General features: G+C 58.7%; 19 protein-coding genes, 4 tRNA genes and 1 riboswitch. Of the genes, 18 read left to right on the top strand and 5 right to left on the bottom strand.

Features of this window, described 5'->3' with window-relative positions; translation table 11 throughout:
• The first annotated feature begins 8 nt into the window (after positions 1-8).
• Both E3O56_RS13335 and E3O56_RS13330 read left to right on the top strand, forming a co-directional pair.
• Positions 9-773 (top strand): ATP-binding cassette domain-containing protein, encoded by a 765-nt coding sequence (locus E3O56_RS13335; RefSeq protein ID WP_032879827.1) that lies wholly within the window; start codon positions 9-11, stop codon positions 771-773.
• Positions 774-1,019: 246 nt separating this feature from the next.
• Positions 1,020-2,000 (top strand): GlxA family transcriptional regulator, encoded by a 981-nt coding sequence (locus E3O56_RS13330; RefSeq protein WP_005790635.1) that lies wholly within the window; start codon positions 1,020-1,022, stop codon positions 1,998-2,000.
• A gap of 8 nt (positions 2,001-2,008) precedes the next feature.
• Here E3O56_RS13330 and E3O56_RS13325 read toward each other — a convergent pair whose 3' ends face one another.
• Positions 2,009-7,894 carry a DUF6543 domain-containing protein gene (locus E3O56_RS13325; protein WP_248128401.1) on the bottom strand — a complete coding sequence of 1,962 codons (5,886 nt, stop codon included), beginning with the start codon at positions 7,892-7,894 and terminating at the stop codon, positions 2,009-2,011.
• Positions 7,895-8,188: 294 nt separating this feature from the next.
• Between E3O56_RS13325 and E3O56_RS13320 the strand changes: the two genes are divergently transcribed.
• The 7 genes from E3O56_RS13320 (at position 8,189) to astE (ending at position 15,931) form a co-directional block, all read left to right on the top strand.
• The gene (locus E3O56_RS13320; RefSeq protein WP_032879829.1) at positions 8,189-9,409 is read left to right on the top strand and encodes an aspartate aminotransferase family protein; all 1,221 of its coding nucleotides are present in this window, start codon (positions 8,189-8,191) and stop codon (positions 9,407-9,409) included.
• Positions 9,410-9,537: 128 nt separating this feature from the next.
• Positions 9,538-10,557, top strand: coding sequence for an arginine/ornithine succinyltransferase subunit alpha (gene aruF / locus E3O56_RS13315; protein WP_005790628.1), 1,020 nt, complete (start codon positions 9,538-9,540; stop codon positions 10,555-10,557).
• A 51-nt stretch (positions 10,558-10,608) separates the two neighbouring features.
• Positions 10,609-11,634 carry an arginine N-succinyltransferase gene (gene astA, locus E3O56_RS13310; RefSeq protein ID WP_032879830.1) on the top strand — a complete coding sequence of 342 codons (1,026 nt, stop codon included), beginning with the start codon at positions 10,609-10,611 and terminating at the stop codon, positions 11,632-11,634.
• Positions 11,634-13,100 (top strand): succinylglutamate-semialdehyde dehydrogenase, encoded by a 1,467-nt coding sequence (gene astD, locus E3O56_RS13305; protein WP_148853736.1) that lies wholly within the window; start codon positions 11,634-11,636, stop codon positions 13,098-13,100. The genes astA and astD overlap by 1 nt, the downstream gene beginning before the upstream one ends.
• Before the next feature lie 154 nt (positions 13,101-13,254).
• Positions 13,255-14,601 carry an N-succinylarginine dihydrolase gene (gene astB / locus E3O56_RS13300; protein ID WP_032879832.1) on the top strand — a complete coding sequence of 449 codons (1,347 nt, stop codon included), beginning with the start codon at positions 13,255-13,257 and terminating at the stop codon, positions 14,599-14,601.
• Positions 14,602-14,627: 26 nt separating this feature from the next.
• On the top strand, positions 14,628-14,915 hold the full coding sequence (locus E3O56_RS13295; RefSeq protein WP_003175651.1) for a hypothetical protein: 288 nt from the start codon (positions 14,628-14,630) through the stop codon (positions 14,913-14,915).
• Positions 14,916-14,926: 11 nt separating this feature from the next.
• A complete protein-coding gene (gene astE, locus E3O56_RS13290) occupies positions 14,927-15,931 on the top strand; it encodes a succinylglutamate desuccinylase (protein ID WP_032879833.1) in 1,005 nt (334 codons plus the stop codon).
• 147 nt (positions 15,932-16,078) lie between these two features.
• Here astE and E3O56_RS13285 read toward each other — a convergent pair whose 3' ends face one another.
• Positions 16,079-16,588: a 6,7-dimethyl-8-ribityllumazine synthase gene (locus E3O56_RS13285; RefSeq protein ID WP_032879834.1), complete on the bottom strand. Its 510-nt coding sequence runs from the start codon at positions 16,586-16,588 to the stop codon at positions 16,079-16,081.
• A 113-nt stretch (positions 16,589-16,701) separates the two neighbouring features.
• A riboswitch (FMN riboswitch) is annotated at positions 16,702-16,871 on the bottom strand.
• A gap of 190 nt (positions 16,872-17,061) precedes the next feature.
• Here E3O56_RS13285 and ltaE point away from each other — a divergent pair.
• The 8 genes from ltaE (at position 17,062) to mgtE (ending at position 24,811) form a co-directional block, all read left to right on the top strand.
• On the top strand, positions 17,062-18,066 hold the full coding sequence (ltaE, locus tag E3O56_RS13280; RefSeq protein ID WP_078822111.1) for a low-specificity L-threonine aldolase: 1,005 nt from the start codon (positions 17,062-17,064) through the stop codon (positions 18,064-18,066).
• A gap of 146 nt (positions 18,067-18,212) precedes the next feature.
• Complete coding sequence (alaS, locus tag E3O56_RS13275; protein WP_032879836.1) at positions 18,213-20,831, top strand: alanine--tRNA ligase; 2,619 nt, start codon at positions 18,213-18,215, stop codon at positions 20,829-20,831.
• A gap of 95 nt (positions 20,832-20,926) precedes the next feature.
• Entirely contained in the window at positions 20,927-22,168 is a 1,242-nt protein-coding gene (locus E3O56_RS13270; protein WP_005790609.1) for an aspartate kinase, read from the top strand.
• Between the two features lie 175 nt (positions 22,169-22,343).
• Complete coding sequence (gene csrA / locus E3O56_RS13265) at positions 22,344-22,532, top strand: carbon storage regulator CsrA (RefSeq protein ID WP_003175645.1); 189 nt, start codon at positions 22,344-22,346, stop codon at positions 22,530-22,532.
• 62 nt (positions 22,533-22,594) lie between these two features.
• Positions 22,595-22,685: transfer RNA gene (locus E3O56_RS13260), tRNA-Ser, on the top strand.
• 108 nt (positions 22,686-22,793) lie between these two features.
• Positions 22,794-22,870 (top strand) — tRNA-Arg (locus E3O56_RS13255).
• 72 nt (positions 22,871-22,942) lie between these two features.
• Positions 22,943-23,019 (top strand) — tRNA-Arg (locus tag E3O56_RS13250).
• Between the two features lie 349 nt (positions 23,020-23,368).
• Complete coding sequence (gene mgtE / locus E3O56_RS13245) at positions 23,369-24,811, top strand: magnesium transporter (protein WP_005790606.1); 1,443 nt, start codon at positions 23,369-23,371, stop codon at positions 24,809-24,811.
• 100 nt (positions 24,812-24,911) lie between these two features.
• Here the strand turns inward: mgtE and E3O56_RS13240 are convergent, their stop codons facing one another.
• From E3O56_RS13240 to E3O56_RS13230, 3 genes are all read right to left on the bottom strand, one after another.
• Positions 24,912-25,238, bottom strand: coding sequence for an Arc family DNA-binding protein (locus tag E3O56_RS13240; protein ID WP_003193592.1), 327 nt, complete (start codon positions 25,236-25,238; stop codon positions 24,912-24,914).
• 377 nt (positions 25,239-25,615) lie between these two features.
• On the bottom strand, positions 25,616-25,795 hold the full coding sequence (locus tag E3O56_RS13235) for a PA3371 family protein (protein ID WP_032879837.1): 180 nt from the start codon (positions 25,793-25,795) through the stop codon (positions 25,616-25,618).
• Between the two features lie 11 nt (positions 25,796-25,806).
• Entirely contained in the window at positions 25,807-26,034 is a 228-nt protein-coding gene (locus E3O56_RS13230) for a hypothetical protein (RefSeq protein WP_078822109.1), read from the bottom strand.
• 323 nt (positions 26,035-26,357) lie between these two features.
• Here E3O56_RS13230 and E3O56_RS13225 point away from each other — a divergent pair.
• Positions 26,358-26,434: transfer RNA gene (locus E3O56_RS13225), tRNA-Arg, on the top strand.
• Positions 26,435-26,775 lie beyond the last annotated feature (341 nt).

Genomic DNA, 26,775 nt, shown 5'->3' with positions numbered 1-26,775 from the left:
CCGACCGCATGTACAAGCTTGAAGTCCAAGACCTGCATAAACGCTATGGCAGTCATGAAGTGCTCAAAGGTGTGTCCTTGGCCGCAGCGGCCGGTGATGTGATCAGCATCATCGGTTCCAGCGGTTCGGGCAAAAGTACCTTTTTGCGCTGCATCAACCTGCTGGAGCAGCCCCACGCCGGCAAGATTCTGCTCAATAACGAAGAGCTGAAACTGGTGGCCAACAAGGATGGCGCCATGAAGGCTGCCGACCCCAAGCAACTGCAACGTATGCGTTCACGCCTGTCCATGGTGTTCCAGCATTTCAACCTGTGGTCGCACATGACCGCGATTGAAAACGTGATGGAAGCCCCGGTGCACGTGCTGGGCATGTCGAAGAAAGAAGCCCGTGAAAAGGCCGAGCATTACCTGGCCAAGGTCGGCGTGGGCCATCGTAAGGATGCGTTCCCCGGCCACATGTCCGGTGGCGAGCAGCAGCGCGTGGCGATTGCCCGTGCCCTGGCGATGGAGCCCGAGGTAATGCTGTTCGATGAGCCTACTTCGGCGCTGGATCCGGAGCTGGTGGGCGAAGTGCTCAAGGTCATGCAGGACCTGGCCCAGGAAGGCCGCACCATGGTAGTGGTGACCCACGAAATGGGCTTTGCCCGTGAAGTGTCGAACCAGTTGGTGTTTTTGCACAAAGGCATTGTTGAAGAGCGTGGTAATCCGCGGGAAGTGTTGGTGAACCCGCAGTCCGAACGGTTGCAGCAGTTCCTCTCTGGCAGTTTGAAATAATCAAGGCTGCTTTTGTGCACCGGGATAGTGCATGCTCCGCAGTCTTGAGGTTAGCCCCGATCTCTTGTGGGAGCTGGCTTGCCCGCGATAGCGATGCATCAGTCAATGATGTGTTAACTGACCCATCGTCATCGCAGGCAAGCCAGCTCCCACTTTTGATCTCTGTTTGTTTTGGGATTTGTAGTTGATTACGGGCTAGCATTGGCCCACGGCTTCTTTCACTGTTTTCGCTCCGGATAGCACTCCATGACCGCCCACAAAATTGGTTTCCTGATTTGGCCCAGCACAAAAGCACTCACGCTTGCGCTGGCTGAGGAGGCCTTGCGCGTTGCTCAGCGGGTGCATCCGGATGTGGTCTACGAGTTGTCTTTTCTGCAGGCCGAGCCGCAAACCGAGGGGGCCTGGCAGTTGCCGGGCGAGCCGTGGGCCGGCAAGTTGGAAGGCTTTCAGAAACTGTTCCTGCTGGCGGATGAACCGCCTACCGTCATTGCGTCGCAGCTCAGCACTGCGCTCAAGCAGCTGGTTCGGGCCGGGTGCGTGATCGGTGGGTTATCGGCGGGTGTGTACCCGTTGGCCCAGCTTGGTCTGTTGGATGGTTATCGTGCTGCCGTGCATTGGCGCTGGCAGGATGACTTTGCCGAGCGCTTCCCGAAGGTCATCGCCACCAGCCATTTGTTCGACTGGGACCGTGATCGCCTGACCGCTTGTGGCGGCATGTCGGTACTCGACCTGCTGCTGGCGGTGCTGGCCCGCGATCACGGCGCGGAGTTGGCCGGTGCTGTGTCCGAGGAATTGGTGGTGGAGCGCATCCGCGAAGGCGGTGAGCGCCAACGTATTCCACTGCAAAACCGCCTGGGCTCCAGCCATCCCAAGCTGACCCAGGCGGTGCTGTTGATGGAAGCCAATATCGAAGAGCCGCTGACCACCGACGAGATCGCCCAGCACGTGTGCGTGTCGCGACGACAACTGGAACGGATCTTCAAGCAATACCTCAATCGCGTCCCCAGCCAGTACTACCTGGAACTGCGCCTGAACAAGGCGCGCCAGATGTTGATGCAAACCAGCAAGTCGATCATCCAGATCGGCCTGTCGTGCGGCTTCTCCTCGGGGCCGCATTTCTCCAGCGCTTACCGCAATTTCTTTGGCGCCACGCCGCGCGAAGACCGCAACCAGCGGCGCAGCAGCAGCCCCTTCGAGTTGTCGTCGGTGCCCTCAGAGCGCGGCTGATTCAACAGTTAGTCTTCTTCTGGTACTGGCAGAGCTGCCACCAGCGGCGTGCCTTGGGAGTCCACGGTGGCGGCCGCGACCTGGAAGTCCACACCTGTGCGTTGGTAGTACTGACGCAAGCGCTCCATGCTTTGCGCCGACAGTGGGTTGCCGCTCAAGTCGCTGTCGCCATTGAAGGTTGCTGACGTCTCTAGCAAGTCCTGCGGTATCTCCCGGATCGCGTTATTGCTTAAGTCCAGCGTTTGCAGTTGATCCAGGCCAAATACGCCCTCTGGAACTTCGCTCAGTGCCGCGTTGCTCAGATACAGCGCAACCAGTTGGTTCAGCGAGCCGACGTCAGGGGCGTGACCCAGGGGGTTGTTGCTCAAATTAACAAACTCAAGTTCGGTCAACCCCGTCAGCACGCCTCGGGTTTCGGGTGTCAGCCGGATTGCGCATTCCGTTATATCCAATGTGGACAGTGTGGGCATGTGCTGGATCGCCTCAGGCAGGGTGCCCAGGGAGCACTTGCTCAGTTTGAGGGTTTGCAAATGGCTGAAGTTGCGCAACGTACCGTCGACACCAGTCGTGGTGCCGCTGCCGTCCAGTTGGAACAAGGTCACGTGGTCGAAGTTGGCGTTCAATTCCGGCAAGTCGCCCAACACTGGTGTGTCGAGTAAGACCTGGTGGGTCAGCTCATCGTCCAGGCTTTCTTCATCCTCGGGGGCTTCTCGTCGCCACGCCTGCTCCAGCAGTGTCTTGAAGTTGCGCCGCCTCAGTTGGTCCTGAGCGCGGGTTTGTTCGTCAATAGGCACATCCAGGATAGGGTGCCGATCCGGTACAGCCTGCACCCACACCTGCAGGTCGTTGTTCAGTCGCTCGTATTCAGCTTCCAGGCGCGTCAACGTCGGTTCGATTGCCGCCATGTCGCCGGGCAGGCGGAAGATGAAACGGTCTGCCTCGTTATCCAGAAACGAGGGGTATAGCCGCTGCGTGCGCATGCGTTGTGATTCGGATGCCTGGGCGGCGAAACTCTCCCCGGTGCGCTGGCAGTAGCGTTTGATCGACTCCAGGGTTTGGGGTGTCAAGGGGTTTGCGGAAAGGATCAGGCCACTGGTGGTTGAGGCCGGCATGGAAAAAAGTGCCTCGGGCAGTTGCTCAATGGCGTTTTTGCTCAAGTTGACCGACTGGCGTGGCGGGCCGCCCAGCAGGCTAGGGGGTACCTGTGTCAATCCGGTGTCTTTCAGCGAGATTGTGCTCAGATTGGGCAGGTGACTGAAATCCGGAGTACGGCCCAGCGGGTTGTGGTCCAGGTATAAATATTCGAGGCTGGTCATGCCTTGCAACCCCGCTACGCTGGTAGGGCTGAGTTCTATTGAGCAGCGTGGCAGCCCCAGAATGGATAGTGCCTGCCGGTTGAGCACTTGGGCAGGGATGTCGCCGAGCCTCACGTTGTTGATGTCCAGGATACTTAGGGCCGGGAAGCTGTCGATAAAGGCGGTCGACCCCATCGGGCTACCATTGCCTTTGATGGTCAGTGAGCCAACATGCTTGAAGTGCGCGCTCAGCGTGGGCAGCTCGCCTGCGAGCGTCGCGGGGATTTCCAGCAAATGGACGAATTGAGTGTCCTGGGGTGTTTCCCTGCGCCAGCTTTGCTCAAGTAATGTGCTGAGCTCGCTTCGCCGGGTGGCTTCCGATGGCTGCAACTGCGGCTGTTGCGTCCAGTGGTTGAGCTCGGACTTTAGCGTATCCAATTCACCGGCCAACCTTGCCAGCTCGCGCCTACCCGCTTCCAGGTCGCCTGGGAGGCTGTAGATAAACTGGTTGATCTGGTCGGTGTCCAGTGAGGGATACAGCATTTTTGCGTCGCGCACATCCACTGCCGGAGCATCGGCCTCCCAGTAGGTGCCATGCTGCTGGTAATAGGCTTTAACGCGCTCGAGGGTGGCCGATGACAGTGGGTTGTCAGATAGGTCGAAGGCAGCGCTGGTATGTGACGGAAGATCGAACAGTGCTTCCGGTAATTCTCCGATCTGGTTGCCGCTGAGAAAGGCTGCGCTAAGGTCGTTGCGGGTGAGCAAACCGGGAGGGAGGCGATCGATGCCGGTTTCGGACAGGTCCAGTGTGTTCAGCTCGGTCATCGCTTCCACAGTGGGCACCCGACCCAAGGGGTTTTTATGCAGGTCCAGGGTTTGCAATTGGGTCATCGAGGCGAGCTGGGTTTGGCTGTGCGGCGTCAGGGTAATTGCGCAGTCGCTCAGGCTCAATGCGTTCAAGCTGCGCATCTGAAGTACGGCTGGGGGCAGGTTGCCCAAGGGAATACTGTCAACGGTCAAGTGACGCAGTCGGGGAAAGTTGCCCAGGAACGCGGCGGCTCCTTGCGTGTGGTTGCTGCCTGACAGCGTCAGCATTGATACGTGATCGAAGTTGGCGGACAGTCGCGGCAGTTCGCCACGAATAGGGTAACGCAGGTTCATTCGGTAGCCGTCGCGCGCCGGGTCTTCGAAGTAGTCATCGAGGGGTAACTCCCTGCGCCAGCAGCGTTTGAGTTCGCGGGCAATGAGTCTGCGATTGCGTTGCTCGTACAGACGCTGGTGTGCGCTGAGTAGGGCGCCGTTTCCGGGGGGCCGAAGCGGAATGTCGCGTTGCCAGGCATTCAGGTCATGTTCCAGTTGGTTGTATTCGATGCGCAGCGCCTCAAGGCCCGCGAGTGCACCGCCAGGCTGTGAGTGCAAGTGGTTCACCAGGGTAGTCAATTGGCGTTCGCGAAGTCTGGGGTACAGGTCGTGCGCGCGTTGAAGCAAGTTCACAGGTCTTAATGGCGCCGGCGCCTGGGCACGATAGCCGTTGTCGCTGCCCAGCAGGCGCAGGGCTTCAGTGACACTTTCCGGCTTGCTATCAGGGGTGAGTAGTGTGCGCAGTTCACTGCGTGGCAGCGGCGCTTGCCGCAGGCGCTGCTTGAGTTGTGCGCCGTCGTGGATGCCAAGGCCGAGCTGGTCACGCTGTTTATCGGGTAGGGCACTTAAAACGGCTGAGTACAGGTCGGTCTCGCTGGAGAGGGCACCCTGTTCATTGTGGGGCTGGTAGCGGCCGGCTTCAGTACGCACCAACGTGCGCTGGATCGGGGCGTCATCTGGACCGATCCGCAGCCAGCTCGGTCCGGTTTGCGAGTGGTGACGAGCCTCTAGCTGTACCTCGCCAGACCAGCCTGGCAGTGTGCGCAGGGAGTTCAGTGCCAGGCGATCAGTGTCCAGGGAGGGCGGCGTATTCAAGTGCTGACCCTCATAGGCACGGTTGATCCGTACTTCATTCAACGCGGTGCGTGCCAGTTCGGCCAGGCGCGGGGGCGTGTTTCGTTCATGCAGTGCTTCAAGTTCTGCACCGCTGGCCTCGCTCACAAGTGTTTTCGCAACGCTTATAGGCAGTTCAGGCGTGGTGGTGAGCAATTGCTGGGTAAGCGGTTCGGTGGTGGCTTGCAACGTCGCATAACGCGAGTCGAACAACGCGCTGCGCTGGCTATCGGCAATGTCCGCGAGCTTATGGCGTAGCAGTTGGGCGCGGCGATCCAGGCTGAGTTCGGGATCGCTGGCGCGCTCACCGAACTGCGCGCGGATTTCTTCGCTGCTCATCCCACGCAGGACGGTTTTCAGCAAGTCGCCGTTCTCCAGTTGGGCCTCAAATACCTGAATCACTGGCATGCGTTCATCACCGAACTCCCAGGCTGTTTGCCCCTTGTCGTCGACGATGCGCAAGGCTTTGGTGGGCGGCCACGAGCCGTGGGTGGTCAACACTTGCAAGGTGTCTTGTGGGTCAATCAGGTGGTACACCGCCGGGTCGTCGCTGCGTAGCTGATCGATCAGCCGCTGGATGCTGCGGTCGATGCGCAGACGACTCAAGGTATCGTCCAGTAGCGGCGATAGAGGCTCGCTGTTGAGGTGCATTTTGCGCACGACACCCTCATCCACGCCGCTGATGTGCAAGCCCAGTTCCCGGTCCGCTTCGCTTAAATCCTGCACGCTGTGCCCCAGTCTGCGCAGCAACGTGTGCTTGTCCCACTGCAAGGGCTGTTCGAGTTCGGTGTGCCACGCGCCGGCGCCGTTGTGTCGCACAATCGGGCGATAGGCGTCAGGGCGGCTGGGGTGTTTGATGTAGTAAAAATCACTGTCCGGACTTTCTTCCACGGTGTACAGCTTGTTTTCCAGTGGCAGGATTGTTTCCTTGCGTACCTCGTGCAGGCCCAGCTCGTTGATACCCAGGCGCGTTGGCAACGATGATGGGTACTCATAGGGCGCCAGGTCCGGTTTCCAGTAGCGTTTGGCGCCGTTGGCCAGGCTCACCGGTTTGAAGCTGTCAATGTACGCGAGGACGTTTTCGGGCAGCACTTTACGCAGTTCGGTCGGGCCAATTTGGGTGCCCGCAGCGAAAGCACCCATCTGCACCAGGGATTCCAGCACGCTCATCAGATGACCGAAGGCTTCCTTGCCCAGGCCTTCAGCCCAGTCGATCACGCCTTCGAACACGTCATCGAGCAGTTGATAAGCCATGTAGCCCAGCATCAATTCGCCCAGGCCCGGCACGAAGGGGGCGACCACCATCAGTGCGGCGTTGAGGATCGAGGAAGCCACATCGACGAAAGAGTCCCAAAGCCGCCAGCGCGCCTCACGATCGACGCTGGCGGTGGAGACGGCCAGTGTGCGGGCGTCGTTGAGAATCTTGTCGAGTTTGCGACGGTACAGATGCAACCAGGGATCGCCCCAGACAGGCTGCGCATCAAACTGTAGCTTGGGGTCTTCGATGGGGGTGCTGCGCCAGGGCGATTGGCCGCTGCCCCTGACCGGCGGGTGCCAGGTGATGCGCGCCAGGCGCTGGCTCAAGCCGGAAAAAAACACCCCGCGTTGGGCGTGGGGTACAAAGCGGCTGAAGAAGGTCTGGTAATCGCGGTCGCGTAGTTGCCGGGTCAGTTCCTGTTTGAATGCCAAAGGCGAGGCGTATTCCTTGAGCGGGTGCTGCGGATCATCTGGAACGTATGCCACCAGGCGTTGCGGCGAGCGCGGTCTCTCAAGGTCGGGAGAGAACAGTTGAATGCCGGTCAGCGCAATGTCCATCATGCGCAGATCCTGACAGCGCAACGGTTGGCCGTTGAGCCTGAGGTTGGGCGTGCCAGCTACCAGCCCTTCGATCAAGTCAGCATAGTCGTCGCTGATATCGTCCTTGATACGTGCCAGTTGCACGGCTGCATGCAGGGCGGCTTTCTGGCTGGAGTCGACCTTCAGGCGCAATACCGCAGCGGCAACCGGGTTGGACATGCCCAGCTCATCGTTGAGGTAGCGGGCGTAGCGGGCACCCATGTCCAGGTCACGGCACAGGCTGGCGAATGCCTGGATCGATAGCACACGTTTGATCTGCGGCAAAGTGTCGAATTGCCCGCTGGCCGAAGGCTGCGTGATAAAGGTCGAGGCCGGCTCGTAGGCGTCGGCCAGGGTTTCCTTGAGCTCAAAGTTATGCAGGGCGGCGTCGAGCAGCGAAACCGTCCAGGTGCGCGCTGCACCGGAGCGTATCGGGAACCAGGGGGTACGATCAGGGATATACAGGCGTAAATAGGTTGTCTCGACGTTCAGGTCCAGGCCGTAATCGGCTTTCAATGCCTGTTCGAGGATCGGCTTGGCGAACGCCTTGGCGTCCTGCAGGTGCTGCAATGCCCGATCTACGCTGTTCTGTGCCTCCCAGTGGGCACCGGTCAGTCGCGCGAGCGCGGCGCGTTGTTCGGCACTGCCCGGCAGCTGTTGTGGCTGGGTGGCGGCAAGTGCCTGGCGTTTGTCGGCGCAGGCATTGCCGAGCCAGGAGGGCAGGGTGTCGGTCAACAATTGATAGTGGCTGTCGGGCAGGCGGGTATCGGAATAATCGAGGTTCGTCATGGAGCGGGTCCGTGCAAGTCATGAAGCCCGCAGTAAACCAGCCGGTTGCAGAGGGGGGACTTTAGATAGTTAGGGGGCGCAACCCTTTCACTGGATAACCCTGACGCAAACCTGGCGCAGCGTTTAAACTGCGCCATTGCGACGCTATTTGTCGCATTGGCGTAAACCCGCTAAAAACGCGGGTTGGCGCTATAAGAAGTTGTCGCTTGGCGGCAAGGCCCTACTGAAAACTGTCCTTACAATCCCTGCATCGCTTGCCAGTTCCAGGCAGGCGTTCCTCTTCAGGAGACTCCGATGTCCGTTGAGCAAGCCCCGGTGCAACGTGCCGATTTCGACCAAGTAATGGTGCCTAACTATGCACCTGCCGCCTTTATCCCTGTGCGTGGCCAAGGTTCGCGCGTGTGGGATCAAGCAGGTCGTGAGCTGATCGACTTTGCCGGCGGCATCGCGGTCAACGTGTTGGGCCACGCCCACCCGGCGCTGGTCGGTGCACTGACCGAACAGGCCAACAAGTTGTGGCATGTGTCCAACGTCTTTACTAACGAGCCGGCGCTGCGCCTGGCCCACAAGCTGATCGACGCCACTTTTGCCGATCGCGTGTTCTTCTGCAACTCCGGCGCCGAGGCCAATGAGGCTGCGTTCAAGCTGGCCCGTCGTGTGGCCTTTGACCGTTTCGGCAGCGAGAAATACGAGATTATCGCCGCGCTGAACAGCTTCCACGGCCGTACCCTGTTCACCGTCAACGTCGGCGGCCAGTCCAAGTACTCCGATGGTTTCGGGCCTAAAATCACCGGCATCACCCACGTTCCTTATAACGATCTGGCTGCGCTGAAGGCCGCTGTGTCGGGCAAGACCTGCGCCGTAGTGCTGGAACCGATCCAGGGTGAAGGCGGCGTACTGCCGGCTGAACTGGCTTACCTGCAAGGTGCCCGCGAACTGTGCGACGCGAACGACGCGCTGCTGGTGTTCGACGAAGTGCAAACCGGCATGGGCCGCAGCGGCCACCTGTTTGCCTACCAGCATTACGGTGTGACGCCGGACATCCTTACCAGCGCCAAGAGCCTGGGCGGCGGTTTCCCGATTGCGGCGATGCTTACCCGTGAAGACCTGGCCAAGCACCTGGTGGTCGGCACCCACGGCACCACCTACGGCGGCAACCCGCTGGCGTGCGCAGTGGCCGAAGCGGTGATCGACGTGATCAACACGCCAGAAGTATTGGCCGGCGTTAACGCCAAGCATGACTTGTTCAAGGCGCGCCTGGAGCAGATCGGCACGCAATACGGCATCTTCACCGAGGTGCGTGGCATGGGCCTGCTGATCGGTTGCGTGCTCAGCGATGCCTTCAAAGGCAAGGCCAAGGACGTGTTCAACGCGGCCGAAAAAGAGAATCTGATGATCCTGCAAGCTGGTCCGGACGTGGTGCGTTTTGCGCCGAGCCTGGTGGTGGAAGAGGCGGATATCAACGAAGGGCTGGATCGTTTTGAGCGTGCTGTGAAGACGTTGACTCAAGCCTGATACAAATCTATCTGCCGGACCGGATCAAATGTGGGAGGGGGTTTGCCCCCTCCCACATTAGGAACAGTGTTGTTCCTGACCTGTCCGGTATTTTTTTCTATGAGTTTTTCGAGTTAAGGAGTAACACCATGCTGGTGATGCGCCCCGCGCAAATGGCTGATCTGGGCGAGGTACAGCGTCTGGCTGCAGACAGCCCGATTGGTGTTACGTCCTTGCCAGACGATGTGGAACGCCTGAGCGACAAAATCGCCGCCAGCGAAGCTTCTTTCGCGGCCGAGGTAAGCTTCAACGGTGAAGAGAGCTATTTCTTCGTGCTTGAAGACACCGATACCGGCAAGCTCGCCGGTTGCTCGGCCATCGTTGCTTCAGCCGGCTACTCCGAGCCGTTCTACAGTTTCCGTAACGAAACCTTCGTGCACGCCTCCCGAGAGCTGAAGATCCATAACAAGATCCACGTGCTTTCCCAGTGCCATGACCTGACCGGTAACAGCCTGCTCACCAGTTTCTACGTGGTGCCGGAATTGGTCGGATCGCCCTGGTCGGAACTCAACTCCCGTGGCCGCCTGTTGTTCGTTGCCAGCCACCCCGAGCGCTTTGCCGATTCGGTGGTAACCGAGATTGTCGGCTACAGCGACGAAAACGGTGATTCGCCGTTCTGGGACGCCATCGGTCGCAACTTCTTCGACCTCAACTATGCCGCCGCCGAGCGCCTGTGCGGGCTGAAAAGCCGCACCTTCCTCGCCGAGTTGATGCCGCATTACCCGATCTACGTGCCGCTGTTGCCGGACGAGGCCCAGGAAGCCATGGGCCAGGTGCACCCGCGTGCGCAGATCACCTTCGATATCCTGATGCGCGAAGGTTTCGAGACTGATCACTACATCGACATCTTCGACGGTGGCCCGACGCTACATGCACGGGTTTCGGGTATTCGCTCGATCGCCCAGAGCCGCGTGGTACCGGTGAAGATCGGCGAGATGGTCAAGGGCGTCGGTCGCCAGTACCTGGTGAGTAACGCGCAGTTGCAGGATTACCGCGCGGTGATGCTGGAGCTGGACTATGCGCCAGGCAAGCCAGTAACCCTGGACCTGGCGGCCGCCGAAGCCCTGGGCGTTGGCGAAGGCGCGAGCGTGCGTTTGGTCGCGGTATAAAAACAGAGTTTCGCGGGTGGCTGACAACAGCGGCCCGTTCGAGGAGATAGCATGATCGTTCGTCCCGTACGCAGCAGCGATTTACCGGCCCTGATTGATCTGGCGCGCAGCACCGGCACCGGCCTCACCACTTTGCCGGCCAACGAAGAGCGCCTGACCCACCGGGTTGGCTGGGCGGAAAAAACCTTTCGCGGCGAAGCCGGGCGCGGCGATGCCGACTACCTGTTCGTGCTGGAAAACGATGAAGGCCGCGTGGTCGGCATTTCTGCCATTGCCGGTGCCGTGGGCCTGCGTGAGCCCTGGTACAACTTCCGGGTCGGGCTGACCGTCAGCGCCTCCCAGGAGCTGAATATCTACCGCGAGATTCCGACGCTGTTTCTGGCCAACGACCTCACCGGCAATTCCGAATTGTGCTCGTTGTTTTTGCATGCCGATTATCGCAACGGTCTTAACGGCCGCATGTTGGCCAAGGCGCGCATGTTGTTTATCGCGGAGTTCCCGCAATTGTTCGGCAACAAGATCATTGCCGAGATGCGCGGCGTATCCAACGACGCCGGGCGTTCGCCGTTCTGGGAAAGCCTGGGTCGACACTTCTTCAAAATGGAGTTCAGCCAGGCCGACTACCTTACCGGTGTGGGCAACAAGGCGTTTATCGCCGAGCTGATGCCGAAGTTTCCGCTGTACAGCTGCTTCCTGTCCGAGGATGCGCGCAACGTGATCGGCAAGGTCCATCCGGACACCGAGCCGGCCCTGAGCATGCTCAAGAGCGAAGGGTTCAGCTATCAGGGCTATGTCGATATCTTCGATGCAGGCCCAGCGGTAGAGTGCGAAACCAGCAAAATCCGTGCGGTGCGCGACAGCCAGTCGCTGGTGTTGGCCATCGGCACGCCGGGGGACGACGCCACGCCGTTCCTGATCCATAACCGCAAGCGCGAGGAGTGCCGTATCACTGCTGCTCCGGCCCGGCTGGCGGCAGGTACCCTGGTGGTCGATCCGCAGACCGCCAAGCGCCTGCAGCTGGTAGTGGGTGATCAAGTGCGTGCCGTACCGTTGTCTGCTGCTCGGGAGCCCAAGTAATGAATTCGCTGTATATCGCAGGTAGCTGGCTGGCCGGCCAGGGTGAGTTGTTCGAATCGCGCAACCCGGTGACCCAGCAGGTATTGTGGGCCGGCAACGGCGCCACCGTCGAGCAGGTCGAGTCCGCCGTGCAGGCGGCACGCCAGGCATTCCCCGCGTGGGCTCGTCTGCCGTTGGAAGAACGCATCAGCGTGCTGGAAGCCTTTGCCAGCACCCTGAAAAGCCGTGCCGATGAAATTGCCCGCTGCATTGGTGAGGAAACCGGTAAACCCTTGTGGGAATCGGCTACCGAAGTCACCAGCATGGCCAACAAGATCGCCATCTCGGTGCAGAGTTATCGTGAGCGCACCGGCGAAAAGAGCGGCCCATTGGGTGACGCCACCGCGGTATTGCGTCACAAGCCTCACGGCGTGGTGGCGGTGTTCGGCCCGTACAACTTCCCCGGGCATTTGCCCAACGGCCATATCGTCCCTGCCTTGCTGGCGGGTAATACCGTGCTGTTCAAACCCAGCGAGCTGACCCCGAAAGTTGCCGAGCTGACCGTGCAATGCTGGATCGAAGCCGGGCTGCCGGCGGGCGTGTTGAACCTGCTGCAAGGCGCGCGGGAAACCGGCATCGCCCTGGCCGCCAACCCCGGCATAGACGGCTTGTTCTTCACCGGGTCCAGCCGCACCGGCAATCATCTGCATCAGCAGTTTTCGGGACGCCCGGACAAAATCCTCGCCCTGGAAATGGGCGGCAACAACCCGCTGGTCGTGGATGAAGTGGCCGATGTGGATGCGGCGGTCTACACCATCATCCAGTCTGCGTTTATCTCGGCTGGTCAGCGTTGCACCTGCGCCCGTCGCTTGTTGGTGCCGGAAGGCGCCTGGGGCGATGCATTGCTGGCGCGGTTGGTGGCGGTGAGCGCAACGATTGAAGTCGGTGCGTTCGACCAGCAACCACCGCCGTTCATGGGCTCGGTAATCTCCCTTGGCGCGGCGAAAGCCTTGATGGACGCCCAGGAATTGATGTTGGCCAATGGCGCCGTAGCGCTGCTGGAAATGACCCAGCCACAGGATCAGGCCGCATTGCTGACCCCAGGCATCATCGACGTGACCGGCGTAACCGAGCGTGAAGACGAAGAACTGTTCGGCCCGCTGTTGCAGGTGATTCGCTACGCGGATTTCGCCGAGGCAATCGCAGAGGCCAACAACACCCAATACGGCCTGGCCGCTGGCCTGTTGTCGGATAGCGAAGCGCGTTACCAGCAGTTCTGGCTGGAAAGCCGTGCCGGTATCGTCAACTGGAACAAGCAGTTGACCGGCGCCGCCAGTACCGCACCGTTTGGCGGGGTAGGGGCCTCGGGTAACCATCGGGCCAGTGCGTATTACGCGGCCGATTATTGTGCGTATCCGGTGGCGTCGCTGGAAACGCCGAGTCTGGTGATGCCAGCCACGTTGACCCCTGGCATTACACTGATCTGAACGTGGGAGGGGCTTGCTCCCGATGGCGGTGTGTCAGTCACCTAATTAGTCAACTGACACCCTGCTATCGGGAGCAAGCGCCCTCCCACATTTGAACTGTGGTGTATTCAGTAATTTGATGCCTATAAAAACAGATGTTCGTGGAGCCTCGCCGATGAAATCCTGTGAAGTCAATTTTGACGGTCTAGTGGGGCCGACCCATAACTACGGCGGTTTGTCTTTCGGCAACGTCGCATCCCAAAGCAACAGCCAGCAACATTCCAACCCCAAGGAAGCGGCGTTGCAGGGCCTGCAGAAAATGAAAGCCCTGATGGACATGGGCTTTGTGCAAGGTGTGTTGGCGCCCCAGGAACGCCCGGATGTGGCTGCTTTGCGCAACCTGGGTTTCAGCGGAACCGACGCCCAGGTAATTCAGCAAGCGGCCAAGCAGGCCATGCCGTTGCTGGTAGCGAGCTGCTCGGCTTCCAGCATGTGGGTAGCCAACGCGGCCACTGTCAGCCCGAGCGCTGATACCGCAGACGGTCGCGTGCATTTCACCGCCGCCAACCTCAACTGCAAGTACCATCGCAGCATCGAACACCCCACCACCAGCCGCGTGCTGGGCGCGATGTTCGCCGATGCAAAGCACTTTGCCCACCACGCCGCCTTGCCGGCGGTGGCGCAGTTCGGTGATGAGGGCGCGGCCAACCACACGCGCTTTTGCCGTGAGTACGGTGAGGCCGGTGTTGAGTTCTTCGTGTTTGGCCGCAGTGCCTTCGACAGCCGTTACCCGGCCCCGCAGAAGTACCCGGCGCGCCAGACCCTTGAAGCATCCCAGGCAGTCGCGCGCCTGCACGGCTTGAAGGATGACGGTGTGGTCTACGCCCAGCAGAACCCGGCGGTGATCGATGCCGGCGTGTTCCACAACGATGTAATCGCGGTGGGCAACGGCGAGATGCTGTTCTACCACGAGGACGCATTCCTCAACACTGAACAGATGCTCGCCGAGCTGCAAGCCAAGTTGGGCAAGCTGGGCGGCAACTTCCAATCCGTCTGCGTACCCCGTGCCCAGGTCAGTGTCGAGGACGCGGTGCGTTCCTACCTGTTCAACAGCCAGTTGCTGACCCGCCCTGACGGTTCGATGCTGCTGATTGTGCCGGAAGAGTGCCGCAGCAATGAGCGTGTGTGGCACTACCTGCAGGGCCTGACCAACTCCGGTGGGCTGATCCGCGAAGTCAAAGTGTTCGACCTCAAGCAAAGTATGCAGAACGGCGGCGGCCCGGCGTGCCTGCGTTTGCGCGTCGCCTTGAACGAAACCGAACTGGCGGCGGTGAATCCAGGCGTTATCATGACCGCGCCACTGTACGAAACCCTGACCCAATGGGTTGGCAAGCACTACCGCGACAGCCTGCGCGAAACCGACCTGGCTGACCCGCAGTTGCTGCTTGAGTGCCGGACGGCACTGGATGAACTGACGCAAATCCTTAAACTGGGCTCGGTTTATCCTTTCCAGATCAATTAACGCCATACGGCTGAGATATTTTATTTATGACCGACACCCTGAAGCTGATCCTTGAAGACACCGACGGCACCCAGCTGGAAACGTCCTGCACCCGCGTTGCCGTGGTCTGGCAGGGCAAGGAGATCTGGATCCAGCACGACGGCCGTGGCCAACTGCTGATTGGTGTGGACGTCGAAGAGGGCGACGCCGAGTACGCCAATCTGCTGATGCGTCCCTTGGCGACCAACCTGATGAGCCTGCAACTGGAAATGGAACCGGCCGACGTTGAGGGTGATGACGACGATCACGTCCATGGTCCTGGCTGCAACCACTAAGGAAGCTGCTTATGCTCGCCCTCGGCAAACTGCTTGAACTGACCCTCGCCGGTCGCGAACCGGCGCAAAAAATTCAACTGACTGTCGACGGCGTGCAGATGCGCTGGCTCAGCGAGGGCGCGCTCGAAGTGCGCCCCCCTGAGGCTCGGGACAATGGCAGCGACCTGCTGCTGTCGTCCGGCATTCATGGCAACGAAACCGCGCCGATCGAACTGCTTGATCGCCTGTTGCATGGCATCGCCCGTGGGGAAATCAAACCCCGCTCCCGTATTCTGTTCCTGTTCGGCAACCCCGAGGCCATGCGCCGCGGCGAGCGTTATCTCGAACTGGACATCAACCGGCTGTTCAACGGCCGGCATGAAAGCAACATCGGCCCCGAGGCCATGCGCGCTGCCGAACTCGAGCAACTGGCGCGCAGTTTTTTCAGCCAGCCCGGTCGATCACGCCTGCACTACGACCTGCACACCGCGATTCGTGGTTCTAAGATCGAGCAGTTTGCCCTCTATCCGTGGAAGGAGGGGCGTCAGCATTCGCGCCGTGAACTGGCGCGCCTGAACGCCGGCGGTATGCAAGCGGTATTGCTGCAGAACAAAACCTCGATCACTTTCACTGCGTTTACCTACGAACAGTTGGAAGCCGAAGCCTTCACCCTGGAACTGGGCAAGGCCCGGCCGTTCGGGCAGAACCAGAGCGTGGACGTGTCCCGGCTGGAGGCGCGCCTCAAGCACATCATTGAAGGCGATGAGCCGCCGACAGAAAGCCTGGACGGCCTGCAACTGTTTGCCGTCTCTCGCGAGGTCATCAAGCACAGCGACGCCTTCCTGATGCACCTGCCGGCGGATGTGGAAAACTTTTCGCAATTGGAAAAGGGTTATCTGCTGGCCGAAGACGTGGCCAAGACGCGCTGGGTGATCGAGGAGGAGGGTGCCCGCATCATCTTCCCCAACCCGAAGGTGAAGAATGGTTTGCGCGCAGGGATTCTTATCGTGCCTGCCACGGATGCTGGGTTGGCTTAAATCTTAAGTCCAACTGGATCCAAATGTGGGAGGGGCGGTGCGACGTTTCGACTTGCCCCCGATAGCCGTATACCAGTCAGCCCATCTGCAGCTGACTCACCGCCATCGGGGGCAAGCCCCCTCCCACATGTTGTTTTGCAGTGTTGCTTAGACCGCTACAGCACGCGGCTCACTACGGCGGATCGCCCGCACCTTGTGCAGGGTATCGGCGCAGGTACGCGCAGCTTCCTGACCCTTGTGCACGAAGTGCTCATAGAAGAACGTAGTGTGCTCGCTGCCGGCGTGGAAGTGGTGCGGCGTCAGGGACACCGAGAACACCGGCACTTCAGTTTCCAGTTGAACCTGCATCAAACCGCTGACCACTGACTGGGCCACGAATTCGTGCCGGTAGATGCCACCATCCACCACCAGCGCGGCGGCGACGATGCCGGCATAGCGACCGGTCTTGGCCAGCAACTTGGCGTGCAGGGGCAATTCAAAGGCACCGCCGACTTCAAAGAAGTCGATGTCCGATTCCTGATAGCCTTGGGCGATCATTTCGGCAAGAAAGCCTTTGCGCGATTGGTCGACGATATCCTTGTGCCAGCAGGCCTGGATAAACGCGACGCGCTCGCCGTGATGGTTTTTGCTTTTGCTGTCGATTGCGGTGGGTTGCATGTTCTGACTCCTGTTTAAGAAAAAAACAGGGCGTTATGAATCGAATGGGATTTAAGGGTATGCACAACGGCGTCATGCAAGCATGAGGTCAGTGCGCGGCCCTTAGGTGCCAATCCCGTTCTCTCTTCATCCGGACTATGACCGTCGGCCCCGGGATCACACCGGGTCTGCTGACCTTGTCGCCGTCCTGCCGGAGCAGTTCGAGGCGCCAAGCGCTCGCGGGCTATGCACATTGCGTGCAATTACCGCCGGTGGGGAATTGCACCCCGCCCTGAGAACGTTGCTGCCAGAACCCTGGCGGCGGAGAGTTTTTAACACGGTTTTTCAAAAACTGCACGGTTGCCGTATCGATAAGCTATATCGGTTTGTTTGGTTGGTATTCGATTGAATGCAGTGGGGGCTTGATATTGCGTGGCTTTGCCCGCAGTAATCACACACAAAAGGACTTATCCATTCCGTTAGAGGCCCCCTTCATGACCGTGATTGACCTGCGCAGCGACACCGTGACCCAACCCACCCCCGGTATGCTCGACGCGATGGCCGGCGCCGTCAGCGGTGATGACGTCTATGGCGAAGACCCCAGCGTCAACAAGCTGGAGGCGGAACTGGCCAAGCGTCTGGGCTTCGCCGCCGCGCTGTTCGTGCCCACTGGCACCATGAGCAATTTGCTGGCATTGATGGCCCACTGTGAGCGCGGCGAGGAATATATCGTCGGCCAGCAGGCCCATACCTACAAATACGAAGGCGGCGGGGCGGCCGTGCTGGGCTCGATCCAGCCGCAGCCGCTGGAAGTGCAAGCGGACGGTTCCCTGGACCTTGACCACGTGCTGGCGGCGATCAAGCCTGACGATTTCCACTTTGCCCGCACGCGCTTGCTGGCGCTGGAAAACACCATGCAAGGCAAGGTCCTGCCGATGGAGTACCTGGCCAAGGCGCGCGCGTTTACCCGTGAGCATGGCCTGGCCTTGCACCTGGACGGGGCGCGGATCTACAACGCAGCGATCAAGCTGGGGGTGGATGCGCGTGACATCGCCAAGCATTTCGATTCGGTGTCGGTGTGCCTGTCCAAGGGCCTTGGCGCACCGGTCGGCTCGGTGCTGTGCGGTTCCACGGCGTTGATCGCCAAGGCCCGGCGCCTGCGCAAGATGGTCGGTGGCGGAATGCGTCAGGCAGGTTCGTTGGCGGCAGCGGGGCTGTATGCCCTGGATCATCAGGTACAGCGCCTGGCCGAGGACCACGCCAACGCGCAGTGGCTGGGTGATGAGCTGCGCAAGGTCGGTTACACGGTGGAGCCGGTGCAGACCAACATGGTCTATGTGCAAATTGGCGAGCAGGCGCAGGCGTTGAAAGCCTTTGCCGCAGAGCGCGGGATCAAGTTGAGTGCCGCGCCGCGCCTGCGTATGGTCACCCATCTGGATGTCAGCCGGGCACAGATCGAGCAAGTCGTGCAGACATTCGTCGCATTTTCGCAGAAATGACAGTGCAGACCGTCTAATTGACTGTTTCTATCACATAAACACGCTGTACCACCGGCGAAGGGCCGATATAATGCGGCCCTTTGCCGTCGCTCCGTCTGATGATGTTGCGTACTGGCCTTTGGCCGCAGCCTCCGTGGAAGAACCTAATGAAAAGCGCAGAAATCCGTGAAGCCTTCCTTCGCTTCTTCGAAGAGCAAGGTCACACCCGTGTAGCCTCCAGCTCCTTGATCCCAGGCAATGACCCCACCCTGCTGTTCACTAACGCGGGGATGAACCAGTTCAAGGACTGTTTCCTGGGCCAGGAAAAGCGCGCCTATACTCGCGCCACCAGCAGCCAGAAGTGCGTACGCGCCGGCGGCAAGAACAGCGACCTGGAAAACGTCGGTTACACCGCGCGTCACCACACGTTCTTCGAAATGCTGGGTAACTTCAGCTTCGGCGACTATTTCAAGAAGGATGCGATTACCTTCGCCTGGACCTTCCTGACCGGCGTGCTGAAACTGCCCAAGGAAAAACTCTGGGTTACCGTCTACGCGACGGACGACGAAGCCTATGACATCTGGACCCAGCAAATCGGTGTACCTGCCGAGCGCATGATTCGTATCGGCGACAACAAGGGTGCGCCTTATGCTTCCGATAACTTCTGGACCATGGGCGATACCGGCCCGTGCGGCCCTTGCACCGAAATCTTCTACGATCACGGTGCGGACATCTGGGGTGGCCCACCCGGCTCGCCGGATGAAGACGGTGACCGTTACATCGAAATCTGGAACAACGTGTTCATGCAGTTCAATCGCACCGCCGATGGCGTGTTGCATCCGCTGCCGGCGCCGTCGGTGGACACCGGCATGGGCCTGGAGCGGATCAGTGCGGTCATGCAGCACGTTCATTCCAACTATGAAATCGACCTGTTCACCAACCTGCTGAGCGCTTCGGCTGCGGCCATTGGTTGCACCAATGAAGGCCAGTCGTCGCTCAAAGTGGTATCGGACCACATCCGTTCCTGTGGCTTCCTGATTGCCGATGGTGTGTTGCCGTCCAATGAAGGGCGTGGCTACGTGCTGCGTCGCATCATCCGTCGCGCCTGCCGTCACGGTAACAAGCTGGGTGCCACCGGCAGCTTCTTCTACAAAATCGTGGCTGCACTGGTTGCCGAGATGGGCGATGCCTTCCCGGAACTCAAGCAGCAGCAGAGCAATATCGAGCGCGTACTCAAGGCCGAGGAGGAGCAGTTCTCCAAGACACTGGAGCACGGCCTGAAGATTCTCGAGCAGGACCTGGCTGAGCTCAAAGGCTCTGTGGTACCGGGCGACGTGGTGTTCAAGCTTTACGACACCTACGGTTTCCCGATGGACCTGACCGCCGATATCGCCCGTGAACGCGAGCTGACCATCGATGAAGCCGGGTTTGAGCGTGAGATGGAAGCCCAGCGTGTGCGTGCGCGTTCCGCCAGCTCCTTTGGCCTGGACTACAACACCCTGGTCAAGGTTGACGTGCCCACCGAGTTCATCGGCTACAAGGCTACCGCCGGCTCGGCCAAGATCGTTGCCATCTATAAAGACGGCAAGTCGGTCGATGTATTGAGCGAAGGCGAAGAAGCCGTGGTGGTGCTGGACCAGACCCCGTTCTACGCCGAGTCAGGTGGCCAGATTGGTGATTGTGGTTTCCTCAGCTCGACGTCCGGCCGTTTCGAGGTGCGCGACACCACCAAGACCGGCGGTGCTTTCCTGCATCACGGTGTGTTGGTGCTGGGCAGCCTGACCGTCGGCGCACCAGTGGATACCCAGGTCGATGCCGACGTACGGCACGCAACTGCGTTGAACCACTCGGCCACTCACCTGCTTCACGCTGCCTTGCGTCAAGTGCTGGGCGAGCATGTTCAGCAAAAGGGCTCGTTGGTCGACAGCCAGCGCCTGCGGTTTGACTTCAGCCACTTTGAAGCAATCAAGCCTGAGCAGATCAAGGCGCTGGAAGATATTGTCAATGCCGAGGTGCGCAAGAACACGCCGGTAGAAACTGAAGAAACTGACATCGAAACCGCCAAGGCCAAGGGCGCCATGGCGTTGTTTGGCGAGAAGTACGGCGACGAAGTTCGCGTGCTGAGCATGGGTGGTAGCTTCTCGGTCGAGCTGTGTGGTGGTATCCACGCTAACCGTACCGGCGATATCGGCCTGCTGAAAATCATCAGCGAAGGTGGTGTGGCGTCCGGTGTGCGTCGTATCGAGGCGGTGACCGGTGCTGCGGCCCTGGCTTACCTCAATGCCGCCGAAGAACAACTCAAGGAAGCGGCCAGTCTGGTCAAGGGCAGCCGTGACAATCTGATCGACAAACTGTCTGCCGTGCTGGAGCGCAACCGTGCGCTGGAGAAACAGCTGGAGCAGTTGCAGGCCAAGGCGGCCAGCGCTGCGGGCGATGATCTGTCGGCCTCGGCGGTTGACGTCAAGGATGTGAAAGTTCTGGCGGCGCGCCTGGACGGTCAGGACGGCAAGGCGTTGTTGGCCTTGGTCGATCAGTTGAAGAACAAGCTCGGCCGCGCAGTGATCCTGCTCGGCAGTGTCCATGAGGATAAGGTCGTTCTGGTTGCCGGTGTAACCAAAGACCTGACTGGCCAACTCAAGGCCGGTGATTTGATGAAGCAAGCCGCTGCGGCAGTGGGCGGCAAGGGCGGTGGTCGTCCGGACATGGCACAAGGCGGTGGTGTAGATGCCGGTGCCCTGGATGCGGCCCTGGCCTTGACCGTGCCGTTTGTCGAGGCAGGTATTTAAGGCACTGTTAATCGGCCCGTGGTCTAGTCACGGGCTTGTTCAGTGCGGGTGGATTGGATATTAGGCGCCCCTTTACGGGCTGAGGCGGCTTGGAAATGGCTTTGATCGTACAGAAATTTGGAGGCACCTCGGTCGGCTCTGTAGAAAGAATCGAGCAGGTCGCCGACAAGGTTAAGAAATTCCGCGATGCCGGCGATGACCTGGTTGTGGTGCTGTCAGCCATGAGCGGCGAGACCAATCGCCTGATCGACCTGGCCAAGGCTATCAGTGGGGATCAACAGCCGTTGCCACGTGAGCTGGATGTGATTGTGTCCACGGGCGAGCAGGTAACCATTGCGCTGTTGGCCATGGCTCTGAACAAGCGTGGCGTGCCAGCGGTGTCCTACACGGGCAGCCAGGTGCGCATTCTCACCGACAGCGCGCACACCAAGGCGCGTATCCTGCAGATTGATGATCAGAAAATTCGTACTGATCTGAAGGCTGGGCGCGTGGTAGTTGTAGCGGGTTTCCAAGGTGTGGACGAGCAAGGCAACATCACCACCCTCGGGCGTGGCGGTTCTGACACCACGGGTGTGGCACTGGCGGCAGCGCTCAAGGCTGACGAATGCCAGATCTATACCGACGTGGATGGCGTCTACACCACTGACCCGCGCGTCGTGCCAGTGGCCCAGCGCCTGGACAAGATCACCTTTGAAGAAATGCTGGAAATGGCCAGCCTTGGTTCCAAGGTGCTGCAGATTCGCGCGGTGGAGTTCGCCGGCAAGTACAACGTTCCGCTGCGCGTATTGCACAGCTTCAAGGAGGGTCCGGGCACCCTCATTACTATTGATGAAGAGGAATCCATGGAACAGCCGATCATTTCCGGCATCGCTTTCAACCGCGATGAAGCCAAGCTGACGATCCGTGGCGTGCCAGACACCCCGGGCGTGGCTTTCAAGATTCTGGGTCCTGTCAGCGATGCGAATGTTGAAGTCGACATGATCGTGCAGAACGTTTCGCACGATAACACCACCGATTTCACCTTCACCGTGCACCGCAACGAATACGATGCGGCATTGAAAATCCTGCAGAACACAGCGAGCGAGATTGGCGCCCGTGAAGTGGTCGGCGATACCAAGATTGCCAAGGTATCGATCGTAGGGGTGGGCATGCGTTCCCATGCCGGCGTTGCCAGCCGTATGTTCGGGGCCCTCGCCAAGGAGGGTATCAACATCCAGATGATTTCCACTTCGGAAATCAAAGTCTCGGTAGTGCTCGAAGAGAAGTACCTGGAACTGGCTGTACGCGCGCTGCATACCGCTTTTGAGCTTGACGCTCCGGCCCGACAGGGCGAGTGATGTGTTGCCAGGAAGGCGCGGTTTACCGCGCCTTTCATTTTTTTGTGGGGCGCATGTTCTTTTGCGTGGGCTCGACAATACTTAGGTGTGTAGGGCTACGGCTTTTGGGTTGTAGGTCGAATGCCTTTTTTTTGCAGACTGTTGTTCCTGAACTGAAATGCGTGAGGAGAAAGGCATGCTGATTCTGACTCGTCGTTGCGCAGAAAGCCTGATTATCGGTGATGGCGAAATCACCGTGACCGTGCTCGGCGTCAAAGGCAATCAAGTGCGTATTGGGGTTAACGCTCCAAAAGAGGTAGCGGTTCACCGCGAGGAAATCTACCTGCGGATCAAGAAAGAGAAGGACGAAGAACCAAGCCTTTAATTTTTATCGTTTTTTATGTTTGCAAACGGGGATGAACGTGGTTAATATACGCCCCGTGTTGCGGAGAGCTGGCCGAGTGGCCGAAGGCGCTCCCCTGCTAAGGGAGTACACCTCAAAAGGGTGTCGGGGGTTCGAATCCCCCGTTCTCCGCCATTATTTGCTTAGTACGTTGCAATCTGGTTTTTTCGGTAAGTTGTTGAAAATACTCGAAAAAATAGCTTTACATAGAGATTGAACGGCCTATAATGCGCGGCAACAAATGCACTCGTAGCTCAGCTGGATAGAGTACTCGGCTACGAACCGAGCGGTCACAGGTTCGAATCCTGTCGAGTGCACCATTTAAGAGTTAGTTGCAGCGATGCAGGTAGCTCGGCTTCAACCAGTTGTGATCTGGTCTAAAAACACAATCTGCACTCGTAGCTCAGCTGGATAGAGTACTCGGCTACGAACCGAGCGGTCACAGGTTCGAATCCTGTCGAGTGCACCATACAAACAAAAAGCCCGCCTGGTGCGGGCTTTTTGCCGTCTGGGGTTTATGTAGGTTTTATCCTGGTGTGGGTCTTTTTATCTTTCCCATGTGTTTTCCCTCTCCTGCGTGTCGTCGCATTTCTATAGGTGCAGCCAATACTGAACATTGGCTCGCAAGCGCTTGTTCTTTCCAGTTTTTTAACGTTTAAAACGGCCGGGCGGTGTATCATGCGCCGGTCAGCCCCGTCGGGGCTTGTGGAATACCTCCATGGACTTACCCAGTAGTGACTCAGTACCCCGTTTTACCAATCATGAATTGACTGATTGATCCTTCCGGCGTGCCCCGCTGCTGGGAGTGGAGTTCGCCTATGACCGAAGTAGAAGTAAAGAAAACACAAGAAAGCCTGCAGGATCGTCTGGCTCAAGTCATCGAGCTGCTGCAGCGCCAGCGCGTGGTCGAAGACCTCACGCACCGCCAGGAAGGTCCGAACCACGACCGCGTTGAAAACCTGGTTCACCGGCAAAACCTCGTCGAGTTACAACGCAAGCTCGATGACCTGCACTCCGCCGACGTTGCCTACATCCTCGAAGCTTTGCCGCTGGATGATCGACTGACCCTTTGGCAGTTGGTCAAGGCCGATCGCGACGGTGACATCCTCCTGGAGGTGTCTGACTCGGTCCGTGAAACGCTGATCGCCGACATGGATGATCATGAGCTCCTGGCCGCCGCCAAGGAGATGGATGCGGACGAACTGGCCGACCTGGCACCTGAGCTGCCCCGGGATGTTGTCCATGAGTTGATGGAGGCGCTCGATACGCAGCAGCGTGAGCGCGTGCGATCGGCGCTGTCCTATGACGAGGACCAGGTCGGTGCGCTGATGGATTTCGAGATGGTCACCATCCGCGAAGACGTCAGTCTGGAAGTGGTACTGCGTTACTTGCGTCGCCTCAAAGAGCTGCCGGGCCATACCGACAAGCTGTTCGTGGTCGACTACGAGGGAATTCTCAAAGGCGTATTGCCGATCAAGCGCCTGCTGGTAAATGATCCAGAGAAGAAAGTAGCTGACCTGATGGCCAGCGATACCGTCAGCTTCCATCCTGACGAAGATGCCTACGACGCGGCCCAGGCCTTTGAGCGTTACGACTTGATCTCGGCTCCGGTAGTCGACAAGAACGGCAAGTTGATCGGTCGTCTGACCATCGATGAAATCGTTGACTTGATCCGTGAAGAGAGTGAAACCGAAGTCCTCAACATGGCGGGTTTGCGTGAAGAGGAAGACATTTTTGCGTCAGTCTGGCGTTCTCTGCATAACCGCTGGGCCTGGCTGGCGGTTAACCTGATCACGGCATTTATCGCGTCTCGTGTCATCGGGTTGTTTGAAGGTTCAATCGAAAAGCTGGTGGCATTGGCAGCGTTGATGCCGATTGTGGCGGGTATCGGCGGTAACTCCGGTAACCAGACCATCACCATGATCGTGCGGGCCATGGCGCTGGATCAGGTGAGTACGGCCAACTCTTCACGCCTACTGCGCAAGGAGCTGGCTGTGGGCCTTATCAACGGCCTGGTGTGGGGTGGAGTGATTGGTGTGGTGGCCTATCTCCTTTATGGCAGTTGGTCCTTGGGTGTAGTGATGACGGCCGCCATGACCCTCAACCTGCTGCTGGCTGCCTTGATGGGGGTATTGATCCCTATGACGCTCGCGCGCCTTGGTCGCGATCCCGCCATGGGAGCCAGCGTGATGATTACTGCCATGACTGACAGTGGTGGCTTCTTCATCTTCCTGGGCCTGGCAACGATCTTCCTGCTCTGATCCTTTCTGCGGGGGCATGTCTGCCCCCGCTTTGCTCCCCATCTCCAAAATTCAGGCAAAAAAAAGCCAGCACATGGCTGGCTTCGGCTTTCAGTGTCAATCAATTGGCTTCTGCGGCCGCCTCAACATCGTGAGCGATAAGCGAGACGAGGGCGTTTTGCTGGCGGTGGGAGAGCTGACGAAAACGCTGCAGCAGTTCGCGTTCGTGCAGTGACAGCTCCGGGCTATCCAGGCGCATGCTCAACTCTTCACCCAAGGCACCTTCCTGAATAAGGCTTTGTTCCAGGCGTGCGATGATTTCAGAGTTCATGCTGCGGTGATGATTGCGAGCCACCTCGGCAATGCGTTCCCGCATTCCGTCTGGCAGACGTACGACGAATTTGTCAGCCGTACGGCTGGAATAAATTGCCTGTTTCAATGGGCGCATATATTTAACCGGTTAGTTCAGGGGAGCGGTTTCTGGAATTGGCCGCAAGATGAGTGTTAAGACAAGGCTCACGACCAAAGTTCAACCCGAATTGCAAAGAGGCCGCATCATGCCTCAGATTTGCCATTTCATTGGCGTCAATTCTGTGACAAATATTGAACCGCCTAAAGGCTTTGTGCCAGTACTGAATTGCATTTTTGCGGACTGGTTTGAAAACTTTGGCGCTGATGCAGTGCTAGTCCATCAACGCCCAGGGCTACGGCGCATCTGGGTTGAAGGGCGCAGCGCAATATGGCCTTTTGCCCTCAGTCTTAAGCCTAGTGGCAGTTTGCCGATTTGCTAGGGTGATTCGACATAAGGTAGGGGGGGGGAGGGGGTTAGCGCAGCAATGGATCGAACTTGATTCGGCGACCGGCGATGAGGGCCAATATCAGTAGGCTACCAAACACGGCGCTGACGATGAAGGCGGTGGCTTGAACTCCAGAGGAGTCAGTAGCGAGGGCCAGAAAGCCTGCCATGAGGGTCAAGCATAGAAAAAGCCAGGCAGGTTTGGACATTGATAGTTATCTCAGAAAACCCAGTGCTCGGATGTAGGTGCTGCTTGTGTTTCTTGGGTCAGGAGAACGGGTGACTGCTCGGTAGCAGTGACTACCGCCAGCTGGGGGCGTTGTTGCAGATGATGGGGAACTGCTTGGCTGGCCAGTGCGGCATCTTGAGTATTGACTGGCTGGAAATGAAATATCACCAGTGCGGCCAGGGCTACGGCATTGAGAGCTAATAGTAGGATGCTATTCATGGTCATGTTCTCCGCGGTGCTTGGTTCGCTTGGTTTATGCAAAGAACATTGCAGATGCCGTGCCAAACTATTTTCCCTTTAAAATCAATTAGTTGATTTGCCTATGTGGTGGTTTCGGGTTGCAGTTTGCAATGATGGCATTTTGAGGTAATGCAATTTGCACGATCACTGCAAGTCCCCGTGTTTACTGGGTGAAGCTATAAAGATATGTGCAAGGATCGCCCTACAAGCAAAATGCCTAAGGACGACATGACAAAAACTACCTCGACCGTTAATATGCACGCCGTCTGTCGCTGGTCTCATCCGCGACGCGCTTGTCATTTGTCCCAGTAGCTCAATTGGATAGAGCATCCCCCTCCTAAGGGGAAGGTTGGCCGTTCGAACCGGCCCTGGGACACCATCTTTATAGACTGAACGCCTGCCATGGCGTTTAGTGCTATCTACAAGACATCCGCTTTTCTCTCTGCTGCATTTCCTTCGATCTGAATCCTGCTATCTGTTGATAGCCTGGCATTTGTTGCAGGTTGTTTTTTGCGTCAGGAGGATCCAGTGCGGGCAATGCGCTGGCTCCCTTCTCTATATATAGAGATTCACAGAGGCTCCAGGCCTGGTGCACGGCAGGTCAAATGGGAGTTTTGAGTTTTTTGATTTAATGGGGTTGACGCACATGCAAATCCCTGTAGAATTCGCCTCCCGCTTCGGAGAGATCTTAAGCGCAAGTGGTTGAAGTTGTTGAAGAAA

It is taken from the genome of Pseudomonas sp. W2Aug9 (assembly GCF_023127755.1).
Classification (GTDB): domain Bacteria; phylum Pseudomonadota; class Gammaproteobacteria; order Pseudomonadales; family Pseudomonadaceae; genus Aquipseudomonas; species Aquipseudomonas synxantha_A.
The sequence above is the reverse complement of the archived record's forward strand: the minus strand, read 5'-3'. Positions and strand labels throughout refer to the sequence as shown.

What these genes read in the sequence shown, in the direction of transcription:
- E3O56_RS13285 (WP_032879834.1), bottom strand. Translation starts at nt 16,588, where the DNA reads ATGCAACCCACCGCAATCGACAGCAAAAGCAAAAACCATCACGGCGAG.
- astD (WP_148853736.1), top strand. Translation starts at nt 11,634, where the DNA reads ATGAATTCGCTGTATATCGCAGGTAGCTGGCTGGCCGGCCAGGGTGAG.
- E3O56_RS13320 (WP_032879829.1), top strand. Translation starts at nt 8,189, where the DNA reads ATGTCCGTTGAGCAAGCCCCGGTGCAACGTGCCGATTTCGACCAAGTA.
- astE (WP_032879833.1), top strand. Translation starts at nt 14,927, where the DNA reads ATGCTCGCCCTCGGCAAACTGCTTGAACTGACCCTCGCCGGTCGCGAA.
- E3O56_RS13270 (WP_005790609.1), top strand. Translation starts at nt 20,927, where the DNA reads ATGGCTTTGATCGTACAGAAATTTGGAGGCACCTCGGTCGGCTCTGTA.
- E3O56_RS13295 (WP_003175651.1), top strand. Translation starts at nt 14,628, where the DNA reads ATGACCGACACCCTGAAGCTGATCCTTGAAGACACCGACGGCACCCAG.
- E3O56_RS13330 (WP_005790635.1), top strand. Translation starts at nt 1,020, where the DNA reads ATGACCGCCCACAAAATTGGTTTCCTGATTTGGCCCAGCACAAAAGCA.
- E3O56_RS13230 (WP_078822109.1), bottom strand. Translation starts at nt 26,034, where the DNA reads ATGAATAGCATCCTACTATTAGCTCTCAATGCCGTAGCCCTGGCCGCA.
- csrA (WP_003175645.1), top strand. Translation starts at nt 22,344, where the DNA reads ATGCTGATTCTGACTCGTCGTTGCGCAGAAAGCCTGATTATCGGTGAT.
- mgtE (WP_005790606.1), top strand. Translation starts at nt 23,369, where the DNA reads ATGACCGAAGTAGAAGTAAAGAAAACACAAGAAAGCCTGCAGGATCGT.
- E3O56_RS13240 (WP_003193592.1), bottom strand. Translation starts at nt 25,238, where the DNA reads ATGCGCCCATTGAAACAGGCAATTTATTCCAGCCGTACGGCTGACAAA.
- E3O56_RS13325 (WP_248128401.1), bottom strand. Translation starts at nt 7,894, where the DNA reads ATGACGAACCTCGATTATTCCGATACCCGCCTGCCCGACAGCCACTAT.
- aruF (WP_005790628.1), top strand. Translation starts at nt 9,538, where the DNA reads ATGCTGGTGATGCGCCCCGCGCAAATGGCTGATCTGGGCGAGGTACAG.
- ltaE (WP_078822111.1), top strand. Translation starts at nt 17,062, where the DNA reads ATGACCGTGATTGACCTGCGCAGCGACACCGTGACCCAACCCACCCCC.
- astB (WP_032879832.1), top strand. Translation starts at nt 13,255, where the DNA reads ATGAAATCCTGTGAAGTCAATTTTGACGGTCTAGTGGGGCCGACCCAT.
- astA (WP_032879830.1), top strand. Translation starts at nt 10,609, where the DNA reads ATGATCGTTCGTCCCGTACGCAGCAGCGATTTACCGGCCCTGATTGAT.
- alaS (WP_032879836.1), top strand. Translation starts at nt 18,213, where the DNA reads ATGAAAAGCGCAGAAATCCGTGAAGCCTTCCTTCGCTTCTTCGAAGAG.
- E3O56_RS13335 (WP_032879827.1), top strand. Translation starts at nt 9, where the DNA reads ATGTACAAGCTTGAAGTCCAAGACCTGCATAAACGCTATGGCAGTCAT.
- E3O56_RS13235 (WP_032879837.1), bottom strand. Translation starts at nt 25,795, where the DNA reads ATGTCCAAACCTGCCTGGCTTTTTCTATGCTTGACCCTCATGGCAGGC.